Origin of the sequence: Megasphaera sp. AM44-1BH (assembly GCF_003467125.1) — a bacterium.
In the GTDB taxonomy this organism is placed as follows: domain Bacteria; phylum Bacillota; class Negativicutes; order Veillonellales; family Megasphaeraceae; genus Megasphaera.
The window spans coordinates 293,195-306,835 of record NZ_QSFA01000001.1 but is presented as its reverse complement, the minus strand read 5'-3'; the positions used below and the strand labels follow the sequence as shown (position 1 = coordinate 306,835).

Annotated in this window: 15 protein-coding genes; 8 read left to right on the top strand and 7 right to left on the bottom strand. The window is 57.5% G+C overall.

Annotated elements, in window-relative coordinates; translation table 11 throughout:
• Position 1: 1 nt before the first annotated feature.
• From hemL to cysK, 3 genes are all read right to left on the bottom strand, one after another.
• On the bottom strand, positions 2 to 1,312 hold the full coding sequence (hemL, locus tag DW949_RS01435; RefSeq protein WP_118021495.1) for a glutamate-1-semialdehyde 2,1-aminomutase: 1,311 nt from the start codon (positions 1,310 to 1,312) through the stop codon (positions 2 to 4).
• Positions 1,313 to 1,333: 21 nt separating this feature from the next.
• Positions 1,334 to 2,590 (bottom strand): glutamyl-tRNA reductase, encoded by a 1,257-nt coding sequence (gene hemA / locus DW949_RS01430; protein ID WP_118021494.1) that lies wholly within the window; start codon positions 2,588 to 2,590, stop codon positions 1,334 to 1,336.
• Positions 2,591 to 2,753: 163 nt separating this feature from the next.
• A complete protein-coding gene (gene cysK / locus DW949_RS01425) occupies positions 2,754 to 3,686 on the bottom strand; it encodes a cysteine synthase A (protein ID WP_118021493.1) in 933 nt (310 codons plus the stop codon).
• Between the two features lie 304 nt (positions 3,687 to 3,990).
• Between cysK and DW949_RS01420 the strand changes: the two genes are divergently transcribed.
• The 7 genes from DW949_RS01420 to DW949_RS01390 are packed head-to-tail and all read left to right on the top strand — an operon-like array spanning position 3,991 to position 8,291.
• The gene (locus tag DW949_RS01420; RefSeq protein ID WP_118021492.1) at positions 3,991 to 5,469 is read left to right on the top strand and encodes a putative sulfate exporter family transporter; all 1,479 of its coding nucleotides are present in this window, start codon (positions 3,991 to 3,993) and stop codon (positions 5,467 to 5,469) included.
• Positions 5,470 to 5,515: 46 nt separating this feature from the next.
• The gene (locus DW949_RS01415) at positions 5,516 to 5,737 is read left to right on the top strand and encodes a hypothetical protein (protein ID WP_118021491.1); all 222 of its coding nucleotides are present in this window, start codon (positions 5,516 to 5,518) and stop codon (positions 5,735 to 5,737) included.
• 11 nt (positions 5,738 to 5,748) lie between these two features.
• Positions 5,749 to 5,958, top strand: coding sequence for a sulfur carrier protein ThiS (thiS, locus tag DW949_RS01410; RefSeq protein ID WP_118021490.1), 210 nt, complete (start codon positions 5,749 to 5,751; stop codon positions 5,956 to 5,958).
• Positions 5,955 to 6,776 carry a molybdopterin-synthase adenylyltransferase MoeB gene (locus DW949_RS01405; protein WP_118021489.1) on the top strand — a complete coding sequence of 274 codons (822 nt, stop codon included), beginning with the start codon at positions 5,955 to 5,957 and terminating at the stop codon, positions 6,774 to 6,776. The genes thiS and DW949_RS01405 overlap by 4 nt, the downstream gene beginning before the upstream one ends.
• On the top strand, positions 6,773 to 7,189 hold the full coding sequence (locus tag DW949_RS01400; protein ID WP_118021488.1) for a M67 family metallopeptidase: 417 nt from the start codon (positions 6,773 to 6,775) through the stop codon (positions 7,187 to 7,189). The genes DW949_RS01405 and DW949_RS01400 overlap by 4 nt, the downstream gene beginning before the upstream one ends.
• 2 nt (positions 7,190 to 7,191) lie before the next feature.
• Positions 7,192 to 8,055 carry a 4Fe-4S binding protein gene (locus tag DW949_RS01395; RefSeq protein WP_118021487.1) on the top strand — a complete coding sequence of 288 codons (864 nt, stop codon included), beginning with the start codon at positions 7,192 to 7,194 and terminating at the stop codon, positions 8,053 to 8,055.
• Positions 8,052 to 8,291 carry a sulfurtransferase TusA family protein gene (locus DW949_RS01390; protein WP_118021486.1) on the top strand — a complete coding sequence of 80 codons (240 nt, stop codon included), beginning with the start codon at positions 8,052 to 8,054 and terminating at the stop codon, positions 8,289 to 8,291. Before DW949_RS01395 ends, DW949_RS01390 begins: the two co-directional genes overlap by 4 nt.
• 88 nt (positions 8,292 to 8,379) lie before the next feature.
• Here the strand turns inward: DW949_RS01390 and hemB are convergent, their stop codons facing one another.
• From hemB to DW949_RS01370, 4 genes are read right to left on the bottom strand one after another with little or no spacing between them, the layout of a single operon-like run.
• Positions 8,380 to 9,378 carry a porphobilinogen synthase gene (gene hemB, locus DW949_RS01385; RefSeq protein ID WP_118021485.1) on the bottom strand — a complete coding sequence of 333 codons (999 nt, stop codon included), beginning with the start codon at positions 9,376 to 9,378 and terminating at the stop codon, positions 8,380 to 8,382.
• Positions 9,368 to 10,894 (bottom strand): uroporphyrinogen-III C-methyltransferase, encoded by a 1,527-nt coding sequence (gene cobA, locus DW949_RS01380; protein ID WP_118021484.1) that lies wholly within the window; start codon positions 10,892 to 10,894, stop codon positions 9,368 to 9,370. The genes hemB and cobA overlap by 11 nt, the downstream gene beginning before the upstream one ends.
• A complete protein-coding gene (gene hemC, locus DW949_RS01375; protein ID WP_118021483.1) occupies positions 10,891 to 11,838 on the bottom strand; it encodes a hydroxymethylbilane synthase in 948 nt (315 codons plus the stop codon). Before hemC ends, cobA begins: the two co-directional genes overlap by 4 nt.
• Positions 11,828 to 12,484 (bottom strand): bifunctional precorrin-2 dehydrogenase/sirohydrochlorin ferrochelatase, encoded by a 657-nt coding sequence (locus tag DW949_RS01370; RefSeq protein ID WP_118021482.1) that lies wholly within the window; start codon positions 12,482 to 12,484, stop codon positions 11,828 to 11,830. Before DW949_RS01370 ends, hemC begins: the two co-directional genes overlap by 11 nt.
• A 299-nt stretch (positions 12,485 to 12,783) precedes the next feature.
• Here DW949_RS01370 and DW949_RS01365 point away from each other — a divergent pair, with 299 nt between their 5' ends.
• On the top strand, positions 12,784 to 13,623 hold the full coding sequence (locus DW949_RS01365; protein ID WP_118021481.1) for a D-alanyl-D-alanine carboxypeptidase family protein: 840 nt from the start codon (positions 12,784 to 12,786) through the stop codon (positions 13,621 to 13,623).
• Positions 13,624 to 13,641 lie beyond the last annotated feature (18 nt).

Below are 13,641 nucleotides of genomic sequence, written 5' to 3'. Positions count from 1 at the left end.
ATCACCTGCTTTGCCGGTACGATGCGACGGCGGTAAAGGCCGTGCCGGCGGCTTCGATGGTCCGTCTGATGTCATCATCCGTATGGGCGCCGGAGACGAAACACGTTTCAAACTGGGATGGCGGCAAGTAGATGCCCTGTTCCAGCATGGACTGGAAATAGACGGCGAAGGCCTCCTGATCAGCCGCGGACGAATCGGCGAAATTCTTCACGTCTTTGTCCGTAAAGAACAGGCTGAACATAGATCCCGACTGGTGAACGCAGACTGGTACGCCTGCTCCGGCCGCTTTCTGGCGCAGCCCTTCTGTAAGGGCTGTCGTATGGGCCGTCACCCGGACCGTATAGGACGGGTCTTCGGTGATGATACGCAGTGTTTCGATGCCGGCCGTCATGGCCAGAGGGTTGCCCGAAAGGGTCCCGGCCTGATAGATGGGGCCGGCCGGGGAGACGCAGTCCATGAGATAGGCTTTGCCGCCATAGGCCGCCGCCGGCAGGCCGCCGCCGATGATTTTGCCGAGGCAGGTCATGTCCGGTGTAATGCCGTAATAGGCCTGGGCACCGTGGAGGGCCGTACGGAATCCGCACATGACTTCATCGAAAATGAGGATGGTGCCGTGGGCCTGGGTCTGGTTGCGCAGGGCCTGCAGGAACGATTCCTCCGGCAGGACCAGCCCCATATTGCCGGCGACGGGTTCGACGATGACGGCGGCGATGTCGTTGCCGAAGCCGTCCATGATGCGGTTGAAGGACTTGCTGTCATTATAGGGAAGAGTAATCGTGTCGGCAGCCGTCGCAGCGGGGACGCCGGGGCTGTCGGGCCGGCCGAAGGTGGCGGCACCGCTGCCGGCGCTGACCAGGAGACTGTCGGCGTGGCCGTGGTAGCAGCCCTGGAATTTGATGATTTTATCGCGGCCTGTAAATCCGCGGGCGACGCGCAGGGCGCTCATGGTAGCTTCCGTGCCGGAATTGACCATGCGCAGCTTTTCGATAGAAGGATAGATGGTTTTGATGAGACGGGCGATTTCCGATTCAAGCAGGGTCGGCGCGCCGTAACTCGTGCCGCGGGCAGCCGCTTCCTGCAGGGCCTTGACGACGCGGGGATGGGCGTGGCCGGCGATCATTGGTCCCCAGGAACCGACGTAATCGATATAGGTATTGCCGTCGATATCGGTGATGGAAGAGCCTTTGGCCGATGCGATGAATGGCGGCGTACAGTGGACGCGCCCATACGAACGGACGGGACTGTTGACGCCGCCGGGCATGAGGGCCTGGGCGTCCTTGAATGCGGCTTCCGAATGAGTCAGTGTAAGCATGAGTAAAGCCTCCTTGATCGGTTATAGTTTGAATAAATCTGAAAGAGAGCGGACCGTTTCTTCTTCTTTATCGGTCCGGGCCGCGCCGACGGTCTGCATCATAGGATCGCGCAGGAGCTTGCGCACAATCATATGGGTCATGGTTTCGATGATGCGGTACTGGTCGTCTGTGAGCCCCGGCAGCTTGTTCATGGCCCGGCGGAATTCCCGTTTCCGGGCCTTTTCGGCTTTTTCCGACAGGCGCAGGAGTGCCGGCCGGACCGGCAGATAACGGAAGCGCTGCAACAGTGCCTGCGTGTCTTCCCGGACGATGTTTGCAGCCAGTGCCGCTTCGCGCTGCCGGGATTTTTCATTTTCTTCTACCGTCGTCGTCAGGTCGTCGATATTATACAGGGAAATACCGGGAAGATCTGCGGCTGACGGCTCGATATCCCGGGGAACGGCGATATCGATGAGAAGAAGCGGGCGCCCTTTACGGGCCTTCATGATGGCAGCCAGCCGTTCCTCCGTCAAGACGTAATGGGGCGCTCCGGTCGAAGTGACGATGATATCGGCCAGGGCGGCGGCGTCATCGCCCTTCTGGTAATGGACGGCCGTGCCGGAAAGAAGAGAGGCCAGCTTCTGCGCCCGTTCGATGTGACGGTTGACAATATACAGCCGGGTAAGACCTTTCCCTAAAAAATTGCGGGCTGCCAGTTCGGCCATCTGTCCGGCGCCGAAGAGGAGCAGTGTCTTTCCTGACACGTCCCCTAAGAGACGCTCTGCCAGCTGGACGGCGGCATAGCTTACGGAAACGGCGTTATAGGCGATGTGCGTATCCGTCCGGACCCGTTTGCCCGTGGCGATGGCCTGATGGAAGAGGAGATTGAGGACAATCCCCGTGGCACCGCAGTCGTGGGCCAGCAGATAGGCCTGCTTGACCTGGCTGAGAATCTGGCCCTCGCCGATGATCTGGGAATCGAGACTGGAAGCGACGCGCAGCAGGTGGACCATGCAGTCTTTCCCTTTGTACGTATAGAAATAATCCGGCCGGACGTCAGGCTTTTTGTCCAGCAGGGACAGGAAGAAATCCTTCAGCACGTCTCCTGTCGTACCGTCGGGACAGACTGCATAGATTTCACTGCGGTTGCACGTAGAGAGGATGACCGCTTCCTGGATTGTATTGTATTGGCTGCTTTGCGACAAGGCAGCGCCGATGCGTTCCGGCGGTACAGCGAACTGCTCCCGCACGGAAACAGGGACCGTCTTGTGATTCAGGCCCCAGACGAGTAATTCCATATTGGTACTCCTTATAGTTGTTCTCAGTATTAGTGTAGACAATTCTCTATAACAATACAAGAGGGAAATAGAAAATGAGGCTGGCCTATTACGTATTTTTACTTAATGCGTAATGGGACAGCCTTTTTTGTTTGATGTTTGAAGTTTGGTGTTTGAGGTTTGATTATCGCAGGAATCCGGGGATGGTCAGGTAACGGTTTCCTGAGTCGGGCAAGAGGGTGACGATGGTCTTTCCGCGGTATGCATCCTGCCGGGCATACGAGACGGCGGCGGCCAGAGCGGCTCCCCCGGAAATGCCCGTCAGGATGCCTTCCGTGCGGGAGAACTGCCGGGCAGCCGTAAAGGCCTCTTCGGTGGTGATAGTCTTTATATCATCGTATACGTGCGTATCCAGCGTGTCGGGGATGAAATTGGCCCCGATGCCCTGGAGCATGTGCGGCCCGGCATGGCCCTCGGAGAGCAGGGGCGAGTCGGCCGGTTCGATGGCGACGATGTGCACCGACGGGATGACCCGTTTCAGATAATGGCCGATGCCGCTCAGGGTGCCTCCCGTACCGACGCCGGCGAGGAACACATCGACCTTGCCGTCTGTGTCCTCAAAGATTTCAGGGCCCGTCGTTTCTTCATGGATCCTGGGATTGACGGGGTTGGTAAACTGGCCGGGGATGAAGGCATGAGGGATTTCCCGGGCCAGTTCCTTTGCCTTTTCGATGGAGCCGGTCATGCCCTTATAACCTTCAGTCAGGACGATTTCCGCTCCGTAGGCCGCCATGAGGTTCCGCCGTTCGATACTCATCGTATCTGGCATGACGAAAATGGCCCGGTATCCCTTGGCGGCAGCGGCAGCAGCCAGGCCGATTCCCGTATTGCCACTGGTCGGTTCGATGAGGACTGAGTCCGGCTGGAGGATGCCCTGCTGTTCCGCATCTTCGATCATGGCCAGGGCGACCCGGTCTTTGACGCTGCCGGCGGGGTTCAGGTATTCCAGTTTTACGAGAAGGCGGGCGGCCAGATTGTGGCTTTTGTTGAAGCGGACCGGTTCCAGCAGGGGCGTATGACCTACGAGGCCGGTCATGCCAGTGTACACTTTTTTCATAGTATATTATTCTCCTTTGTAAAATGTATAAATTAGGTATTGATTTAATTAAGCCCATTATAACTCAATTTTATCGCCTGTCAAACAATTAGAATTAAATTCTAAAATTTTTATTTCAAAGGGGCGGATTTCCTTGACAGGAGAAAAATTAAAGTGTACTATTTGCGTAAACATTGCAGTGCTTTTACTCATTCTGTATTTCCTGACATCAGACGGTGAGGGAAATCTAAAGGGAACCGTTTTCCTGATGACGGGGCGGTCTCCTGTTCCATCATTTCGTATTTTCATGTCAGAGGTGATTTGCATGACCGATACACAACTACATACGCGGAGCCGTTCGGCCTTTCTTTCCAGCGAGGACTGGTGGGCCGTGTGGCTGGGATTGTTCATTTTTGCCCTCGGTGCCGGACGCATCTGGGATGCCAACCTTCTGGGCTGGGCTGCCAAATTCGGCGTCTGGATGGACCCGGCCAAAGCCGCGGCGGCCAATTCCCCGGCCTTTGCCTGGCTTGGCGGTGCCGGAGCCGTCGTCGTTACCTATCTGTTTGTCCTTATTCTTACGACCATAGGCGCCTGGTTCATGGGGGCCCGGATCAAACGGTTCATAGCCGGTTTCTCCGTTCTCTACTGGCTTACCGTTGCAGCCAATATACTCGGCAATTATGCTTATCTGGCAGCGACGCCGGATAAACGGGCGGCTTTTCACATCACCTGGTCCCTGAGCCTGGGTGAACTGGGCTTCGTCTTTGCCCTTGTGGCAGGACTCATCATCGGAAATTTCTTCCCGTCGGCGGCCCGCTTCCTTTCCGTGGCAGCTAAACCGGAATGGTATATCAAGACGGGCATCGTCATCCTCGGCGCCAATATCGGCATCCAGGCTATCAGCGCCATGAGTCTGGCCGGGACGGTCATCGTCCGGGGACTGTGCGCTGTCGTCGAAGCCTATCTCATCTACTGGCCGGTAGTCTATATCATCGCACGCAAGTTTTTCCATTTCACGCCGGAATGGGCGGCACCCATGGCCTCCGGTATTTCCATCTGTGGCGTAGCTGCCGCTATTGCTACGGGCAGTGCCATCCGGGCCCGGCAAATCATCCCGGCTATACTGGCTTCGGTCATTATCGTATTCGTCGCCGTGGAACTGCTGATTCTGCCCTTTGCCGCCGCTTTCTTCCTTTCCGGTGAACCGATGGTAGCCGGCTCCTGGCTGGGACTGGTCGTCAAGAGTGATGGTGGTGCCGTCGCTTCCGGGGCCATTGCCGATTCGCTCATCCGCAGCCAGGTACTGGAACAGACCGGGGTAGCCTATCAGGAAGGGTGGATCCTCATGGCGACGACGACGGCCAAAGTCTTCATCGACATCTTTATCGGTGTCTGGTCCTTTATTCTGGCCGTCGTCTGGTCGGTGTGGCACCTGAGCAGCTGCGATGGCGTGAGCCGTCCTGCCGGCAGTGTTTCCAAACGGGAAATCTGGAACCGGTTCCCGAAATTCATCATCGGCTTCGTAGGACTCCTGGCAGTGGTCTTTTTCTCCGGCCTCGTCCGTCCTGACCTGATTGCCGGACTCAAAGCCGGCGCCGGCCAGGCCAATCTCCTGCGGGCGGTTTTCTTCGGACTCTGCTTTTTCTCCATCGGTCTGGTGACCAATGTCCGCAAATTATGGAATGCCGGGCTGGGCCGCGTGACCGGTGTCTATGCCGTGGCACTTCTGGGATTCATCATCTGGGTCGGCCTCGGTATTTCCTGGCTCTTTTATCAGGGCATCGTCCCGCCGACCATATAAGTGTATATGGGATATGTATCGTGATATAGGAAAGGTGTGATCGTATATGGCAACAGAACTGACATCGCGTCAGCTGCCACAGGCTGACGAATATTATTACAAACAGACGAACAATCATATCAGCCGCAAGGATAACGAAACGGAAATAGGGGCCGATGCCGACGCCTACTTCCCCCTCCAGCCCATCGAAAAGAAACTCTGCGCCTATACATTCGGATTGGGTATCGTCCTGCTCTTTGTGTTCGTAATTCTTTTTAAAGTCCTGTAGGAGGGATAACTATGACGATTCAGGTAAATGGTGACCCATTTCAGACAGAAAAGCCGCTCAGTGTGACGGAACTGCTGAAAGAGGCCCGGGTGGAAGCCCCGGAATATGTGACGGTCCAGCTCAACCAGCAGTTCATCCGCCGGGACGATTTTGATACGACCGTTCTCCACGATGGCGACGCCGTCGATTTCCTGTATTATATGGGAGGCGGTTCCCGGTGAAACTGACAAATGAGCAACTGGAACGGTATTCCCGGAATATCATTCTCTTCGGCGGCAAAGGACAGAAGAAGCTCCTGGCCGGCAAGGTGCTGGTCATCGGTGCCGGCGGACTGGGTGCACCGGCTGCTCTCTATCTGGCAGCAGCCGGCGTCGGCACCATCGGCATCGTCGATTACGACGTGGTCGATCTTTCCAATCTGCAGCGCCAGATTATCCATTCCACGGCATCGGTAGGGCAGCGCAAGGTCGATTCGGCCCGCCATACCCTGGAAGGACTCAATCCCGACGTCCATGTCGTCACCTATAATGAATGGGTCAATTCCCAGACACTGCCCCAGATCATCGACGACCAGCACTACGATTTCATCATCGACGCGACGGATAATTTCCCGGCCAAATTCCTCATCAACGATGCCTGCGTACTGGGGGGACATCCCTTTTCCCATGCCGGCATCATCCGCTTTGGTGGTCAGACCCTGACCTATGTGCCGGGAAAAGGGCCGTGCTACCGCTGCATCTTCGACACCATGCCGCCGGCCGGAGCCGTGCCGTCGTGCAAGGAAGCGGGCATACTGGGCGCCGTCGGCGGCGTCATCGGCTGCATACAGGCCACAGAGGCCATCAAGTATCTCCTCGGCCAGGGTGAGCTGCTCACGGGGGCTCTTCTCACCTATGACGCGCTGACCATGCGCTTCCGCAAGATTCCCATCGGCCATAATCCCCATTGCGCCATCTGCGGCGATGACCCGGCCATTCATGAGCTCATCGATTATGAGCAGCCTGTCTGTGAAAGCAAAGTGGGGAAGGGGTCGCTATGATACATCTGACACGGTCTGATTATGAGGCCATGACGGCCTATGCCAGAGACGGGCTGCCCAATGAATGCTGCGGCCTTCTGGCGGGAAAACAAAATGGTGACGACGCATTCGTTGAGAAGGTATATTACCTGAACAATACTGATGCCAGCCCGGAACATTTTTCCATGGATCCGGCAGAGCAGTTTGCCGTCCTGCGGGATATACGCCGGCGGAATCTGGCCCTCATCGGCAATTTCCACAGCCACCCGGAAACGCCGTCCCGGCCGTCGGACGAAGACAAACGGCTGGCCTTCGACCCGTCCCTGCGCTATCTGATCCTGTCGCTGGCGGAAGAAAAGCCGGTCCTGCGCAGTTTCCGTATCCGCGACGGTGAGGCCACAGCAGAGCCACTACACATCGAAGAGGAGGAGTAACATTGGCAGATGCAAATTTCAAGGAACTGAAAAAAGGCGGCTTCATGAAACAGAAGCAGAAAGACCGTTTCTCCATGAGGTTGAAAACCATAGGCGGACAGGTGACAATCCAGCAGCTGGAAACCATCCGCCACGTCGCCGGGACCTATGGGCACGGGTATATCCATCTCACGTCCCGGCAGGGCATTGAAATCCCCTTTATCGCCCTGGAAGACATCGATACGGTAAAAAAAGAACTGGCAAAAGGGGGCGTACAGAACGGCGTCTGCGGCGCCCGGCTGCGCACCATTACGGCCTGTCAGGGCAATGCCGTCTGTCCGTCGGGGCTGATCGATACGCAGCACATAGCAAAAGAATGTGAAGCCCGCTATGGCGGACGGGAATTTCCGGCCAAATTCAAAATAGGCATCACGGGCTGCCCCAATAACTGCCTGAAGACCGAAGAAAATGACCTGGGCATCAAAGGCGGCATCGAACCGCAATGGCATCACGACGACTGTATTTTCTGCGGTCTCTGTCAGGCCGTCTGCCCTTCTTCGGCCATTACAGTGAATAAAAAGGAAAAGACTCTTTCCTTTTCCAAAGACCAGTGCATCTTCTGCGGCAAGTGCGTGACCACCTGCCCGACGTCGGCCTGGACGGGACAGGCCGGGTACAACGTGTCCCTGGGAGGTCTCTATGGCAAGCAGATCACCATCGGGCGCCATTTCCTGCCACTCCTTCACTCGGAAGACGAATTATACCGCGTCATCGATGTGGTCCTCGACTTTTTTGAAAGCCACGCCAAACCGGGGGAACGCTTTGCCAGAACGGTAGAGCGGATAGGCTGGGACAAAGTGGAACAACTCGTTCGGGAGGTATTATGAACATAGACAACACCATCGATATTACCGATGTCGTCTGCCCCGTGACCTACGTCAAGGTAAAGGTCGAACTGGAAGATATGGAACCGGGACAGGTCCTGTCTGTCCGGCTCAACAGCGGCGACGCCATGCAGAACGTTCCGCGGAGCCTGAAAAACGACGGACACCGCGTCTTCGACGTGACAGACAACGAAGACGGAACCTATACGATCCTCGTCGAACGGGGACAGGACGACTAAAAAAACGGATTCTCCTATGAAACAGATGATTTCAAAGGAGAATCCGTTTTTTGTCAAACGAAAAACATCAAACACTAAACACCAAACATCAAATTTCAAACTCCAGACTATCTTTTTCACCAAGCCAGCGGGCTACGTCCAGGGCGTGATAGGTGATGATGATATCGGCACCGGCCCGTTTCATGGACAAAAGCGATTCCAGTACGATACGCTTTTCGTCGATCCATCCGTTCCGGGCGGCGGCCTTGACCATGGCGTATTCGCCGCTGACGTTGTAGACGGCAATGGGGCGGTCGATGCGGTCCCGGGCCTGACGGACGATGTCGAGGTAGGTCATGGCCGGTTTGATCATGATGATGTCGGCTCCTTCGTCGAGGTCGAGGCCGATTTCCTTCATGGCTTCCCGGGAATTGGCCGGATCCATCTGATACTGGCGGCGGTTACCGAACTGCGGGGCCGAGTTGGCGGCATCGCGGAAGGGACCGTAAAAAGCCGAGGCGTATTTGACGGTGTAGGACATGATGGATACGTTCTGGAAGCCGTTTTCATCGAGGGCCGTGCGGATGGCGGCGACACGGCCGTCCATCATATCCGAAGGGGCGATGATATCGGCGCCGGCCTTTGCCTGGCTGACGGCCGTCCGGGCCAGAAGGGGCAGGGTCGCGTCGTTATCGACGTAATGGCCGCAGAGCTTGCCGCAATGGCCGTGGCTGGTGTACTGGCAAAGACAGACATCGCCGACGATGACCAGACCGGGCAGTTCCTTCTTGATGGCTTCCATGGCCCGCTGTACCGGGCTCTTTGGGTCCCAGGCCGACGAGCCCGTTTCGTCCTTGTATTCAGGCAGACCGAAGATTTCGATGGCCGGGATGCCGAGGGATGCGGCAAGGCGCGCCGTTTTTACGGCTTCATCGACAGACAGGTGGTAACAGCCGGGCAGGCTGGGGATTTCTTCCCTTACATGGCTGCCGGGAACGACGAAGATAGGATAAATCAGGTCCGATACGGACAGGTGGTTTTCCCGTACCATGGCGCGGACCGGGGCAGAAATGCGCAGACGGCGCGGACGTAAAGCGTTATATTTCATGATGAGTTCGTCTCCAATCGAGTATGTTCTGAGTAAGGCCTTCTATGGTATAGGTAGAAGCAACGAGGGCCGGCGTGAGCCCTTCGCGGGTGCAGGTGGCGGCGGTCACGGGGCCGATACAGGCCAGTGATACCCCTTCCAGAAGGCCGCGGCGGTCTCCCAGCAGATCCAGCAGGGACGTAACCGTCGAAGAACTGGTGCAGGTAATGAGGTCCAGAGCGTGTTCTTCCAGAAGCGGTATGAGGCGGTCTCTGGTTTCCCTGTCGGGCAGGGTCCGGTAGGCCGGGGCGATGGTCACTCTGGCACCGGCACTGCGCAGGCGGTCGGGCAGGACGTTGCGCGCCTGTTCGGCCCGGACGAGCAGAATTTTAGAGGGCCGGGAAAGGTGGGGAATGAGGCTGTCTGCCAGCGATTCGGCACGGTACTCGGGGGGAATCAGGTCTGCCCGCAGTCCGTAGGTGCTGAGGGCCTCTGCCGTGGCGCTTCCGATGACGCCCAGCCGGATGCCTCCCAGGGACCGGCTGTCTTCCTTAAATTCACAGAGGCGGTGGAAGAAACGGTGGACGCCGTTACTGCTGGTAAAAAGCAGCCAGTTATAGGAGGACAGATGGTAAATGGCCTGATCGAGGACGGCGTAGTGGTCCGATGGTTCGTCCAGGCGGATGGTCGGAATTTCGATGCACGATGCGCCGAGTTCTTCCAGCCGGGCCGAAAGGGCCGATGCCTGACGGCGCGTGCGCGTGATGCCGATGGTAAGGCCCGAAAGCGGCCGGTTTTCAAACCAGCTCAGGCGGCTGCGGCAGCGGACGACGTCGCCGACGATGAAGATGGCCGGCGGCGTGATGCCCTTGCGGGCGGCTTCATAGGCGGCACTGCCCAGGGTCGTCACGATGGTCGTCTGGTCGCTGCGGGTGCCCCAGCGGATGATGGCCGCCGGCGTTTCGGCACTGCGGCCACTGGTCATGAGCCGGGCCGTGATGTAGGGCAGGTTGCGGACGCCCATGACGAAGACCAGCGTGTCTGTGCCGGTCGCCAGTTTTTCCCAGTCGATGGCCGATTCTTTCTTCTGCGGGTCTTCGTGACCGGTAACGACGGCAAAGGACGAGGCCATGCCCCGTTCGGTCACAGGAATGCCGGCATAAGCCGGTACGGCAATGGCCGAGGAAATGCCCGGAACAACTTCAAAGGGAATGCCGGCCCGGGACAGGGCGGCACCTTCCTCCCCGCCACGGCCGAAAACGAATGGGTCGCCTCCTTTGAGGCGTACGACCGTGCGGCCTTCCCTGGCTTTTGCGATGAGCAGTTCGTTGATTTCTTCCTGAGGCAACGTATGATGGCCTGCCGTTTTTCCTACATAGATGCGTTCGGCCTCCGGTGGGGCAAAGGCCAGAAGCCGGTCGTCGGCCAGATGGTCCGTGACGACCGTATCGGCCCGTTCCAGCAATTCTTTTCCCCTGAGGGTGAGCAGCCGCCAGTCTCCGGGACCGGCGCCGACGAGATAGACGGTTCCTGTCATAATATATCTCCTTTTATGGTAGTTCGAAGTGACCGCAGCAGGGCTTCGCCGCCGCCTTTCAGCATATCTTTTCCGAGCTCATAGCCGAGCTTCTGGGCATCTGCTGCCGGAGACGATGCGCTGCGGCTCAGGCAGGTGCGGCCGTCGGGGGATGCGATGAAGGCCCGGAGGAGCAAGTCGTCTCCCTGCCAGGAGGCAAAGGCCCCGGCCGGGATCTGACAGCTGCCGCCGATGGCCGCAGCATAGGCCCGTTCGGCCGTGACGGCCGCCGCTGTCCGGGCGTCATGAATGGTCCGGAGCAGCGTAAGTACCGGTTCGTCGCCTTCCCGGGCTTCGATGGCAAGAGCGCCCTGTCCGGCAGCGGGCAGGAACTCGTCCGGCGGAAGAAGGGAGGTGATACGGCTTTCCAGGCCCAGGCGTATGAGGCCGGCGGCGGCCAGGATGATGGCATCGTATTTCCCTTCATCGAGACGGGAAAGGCGCGTATCGACGTTGCCCCGGAGGTCTAAGACCACAAGGTCCGGCCGCAGGTGCAGCAGCTGGGCTTTACGGCGCAGACTGGACGTACCGACGACGGCGCCTTCGGGAAGGTCAGCAAGACTCTGGTAGCGGACGGAGACGAAGGCGTCTTTTTCGTTTCCCCGCTCCGGGACAGCACCCAGAATCAGGCCGCGGGGGAGTTCTGACGGCATATCTTTCAGGCTGTGTACGGCCAGATCCAGCGTGTGACCATAGAGGTCGCGTTCGATTTCTTCTGTAAACAGCCCTTTGCCGCCGATGGCGCTGAGGGGCCGGTTGGTGATGCGGTCGCCGCGGGTGGTGACGCACTGCAGGGTAATGGTAAGACCGGGACAGGCCTTTTGCAGGAGCTGGCGGACGTATCCGGCCTGCCACAGGGCCAGACGGCTGCGGCGGGTCCCGATGACGAGAGAATCAGGAAGCATGGGGGCCTCCTTTCCCGATGAGCCAGAAGGCCAGTTTCTGCCAGAGTACCTGTTCGGCTTCTTCCATCTGTCCGCCCAGGGCCTGTTCCATGAGCTCGTCCGTAAGGGACGAACGCCAGAAGGCCTGCCGGTCTTTGCTGGACGGAATCTGGGAGCGCACTTCTGCCCGGATGACGGCCAGACGGTCCAGCCACTGGCTCCAGGCCGGCGTGATTTCCTGTTCCAGATGGTGCCGCAGCCAGCGGGTAAAGGCCGGCGATTTCCCGTTGCTCGATACGCTGCAGAGAATATCGCCGCGGCGGACGACGGACGGCGTCGTCCAGTTGCTTTCCGAAGGGGCGTCGCAGACATTGACCAGCTTGTGCTGGCTGAGGGCCGCTGCGGCACAGGCGCTGTTGGCTTCGTTGTCGCCGGAAGCGCAGATAATCAGGTAAAAGGGGCTTTCATCGCCGTCTTCATATAATTTCTTCAGCCACGTAATGTCCCCCTGATCGGCCAGTTCCTGAAGGGACGGGCAGAGTGACGGGGACAGGACAGTAATGACTGCACCGGCGTCGAGCAGGCCCTTTGCCTTCTGCGCGGCTACGGCCCCACCGCCCAGGATGAGGCATTCTTTGTCATCGAGAATCAGATTTATGGGGTACATGAACTACGGTCCTTTCTCTATATTTTATAGTTGATTTATATGGAAAATGGCATATACACCTTATTATAGCACATCTTTATAGACATAGGCGTTGCCGGAACAACAATCCATGAAAATAATGACACCGGACAGGAGCAGGGAATAGATATTTTTTATTGACAATCCTCCCGATTTGCATAATAATATGTGAGAGATTATAAAAAATATAAACTGAGCCGGAATAATTTCTAACGTTGGAAAAATCATTTTGTTAGAGTCCGGATACAATCAGACACAAAACGATTTAAAGGAGAGATTGGATGTTTTCTGCATGTAAAAAATTAATATTTTCGTTATTTGTCATCCTGCTCGTTTCCATCAGCGGTACGGCAGGTTCCGTCCAGGCCGATGTGCCGCCTACGTCGGCAGAGGCAGCCTGTCTCATCGATGCCGATACGGGGCGCATCCTGTACCGGGTCAATCCCGATAAATGGGTCCACCCGGCCAGTACGACAAAAATCGTGACTATGATCACCGCCCTCGACCAGGGAAAAGACAAGCTCGACAAACCGCTGCACATATCCTGGGAAGCGGCCAATACGGAACCGTCCAGCCTGGGCATTGCCCCGGGCGACCAGATTACCCTGAAAGAAGCGTTGCGGGGGATGATGGTTGTTTCCGGCAATGATGCGGCCGTAGCCGTAGCGGAAACGGTCGGCGGCTCGGTTGCCGGGTTCGCCGATATGATGAATGCTGAAGCCGTCAAGATGGGGGCGACACATTCCCACTTCGTCAACCCAAACGGATTGACGGCGGCGGGACATCATACGACGGCCGTCGATATGGCCCGTATGGCAGCTTATGGGCTGAAACATTATCCGGAATTTGCCTATACGGTGGCCCTGCCGTCGTATCAGATGCGGTACATCGATGGTCATACTAAATACGTCACGACGACCAATCATTTCCTGACCAGCGGCTACGAGGGAGCCAGCGGAGTCAAGACGGGATATACCCAGGCCGCCGGGGACTGCCTGGTCGCATCGGCGACCCGCAATGGCCATACGCTGGTCGTGGCCCTTTTTAATGATGACGACCGCTGGGAAGATGCGCCGGCCATTCTGGACTATGGCTTCCGCCGGATCCAGACCGGGCGCTGATACGTAAAACAGAGGGGG

Excerpts from the sequence above, each read along its gene's own strand:
- hemL (WP_118021495.1), bottom strand. The coding sequence starts at position 1,312 with ATGCTTACACTGACTCATTCGGAAGCCGCATTCAAGGACGCCCAGGCC.
- hemA (WP_118021494.1), bottom strand. The coding sequence starts at position 2,590 with ATGGAATTACTCGTCTGGGGCCTGAATCACAAGACGGTCCCTGTTTCC.
- cysK (WP_118021493.1), bottom strand. The coding sequence starts at position 3,686 with ATGAAAAAAGTGTACACTGGCATGACCGGCCTCGTAGGTCATACGCCC.
- DW949_RS01420 (WP_118021492.1), top strand. The coding sequence starts at position 3,991 with ATGACCGATACACAACTACATACGCGGAGCCGTTCGGCCTTTCTTTCC.
- DW949_RS01415 (WP_118021491.1), top strand. The coding sequence starts at position 5,516 with ATGGCAACAGAACTGACATCGCGTCAGCTGCCACAGGCTGACGAATAT.
- thiS (WP_118021490.1), top strand. The coding sequence starts at position 5,749 with ATGACGATTCAGGTAAATGGTGACCCATTTCAGACAGAAAAGCCGCTC.
- DW949_RS01400 (WP_118021488.1), top strand. The coding sequence starts at position 6,773 with ATGATACATCTGACACGGTCTGATTATGAGGCCATGACGGCCTATGCC.
- DW949_RS01390 (WP_118021486.1), top strand. The coding sequence starts at position 8,052 with ATGAACATAGACAACACCATCGATATTACCGATGTCGTCTGCCCCGTG.
- hemB (WP_118021485.1), bottom strand. The coding sequence starts at position 9,378 with ATGAAATATAACGCTTTACGTCCGCGCCGTCTGCGCATTTCTGCCCCG.
- cobA (WP_118021484.1), bottom strand. The coding sequence starts at position 10,894 with ATGACAGGAACCGTCTATCTCGTCGGCGCCGGTCCCGGAGACTGGCGG.
- hemC (WP_118021483.1), bottom strand. The coding sequence starts at position 11,838 with ATGCTTCCTGATTCTCTCGTCATCGGGACCCGCCGCAGCCGTCTGGCC.
- DW949_RS01370 (WP_118021482.1), bottom strand. The coding sequence starts at position 12,484 with ATGTACCCCATAAATCTGATTCTCGATGACAAAGAATGCCTCATCCTG.
- DW949_RS01365 (WP_118021481.1), top strand. The coding sequence starts at position 12,784 with ATGTTTTCTGCATGTAAAAAATTAATATTTTCGTTATTTGTCATCCTG.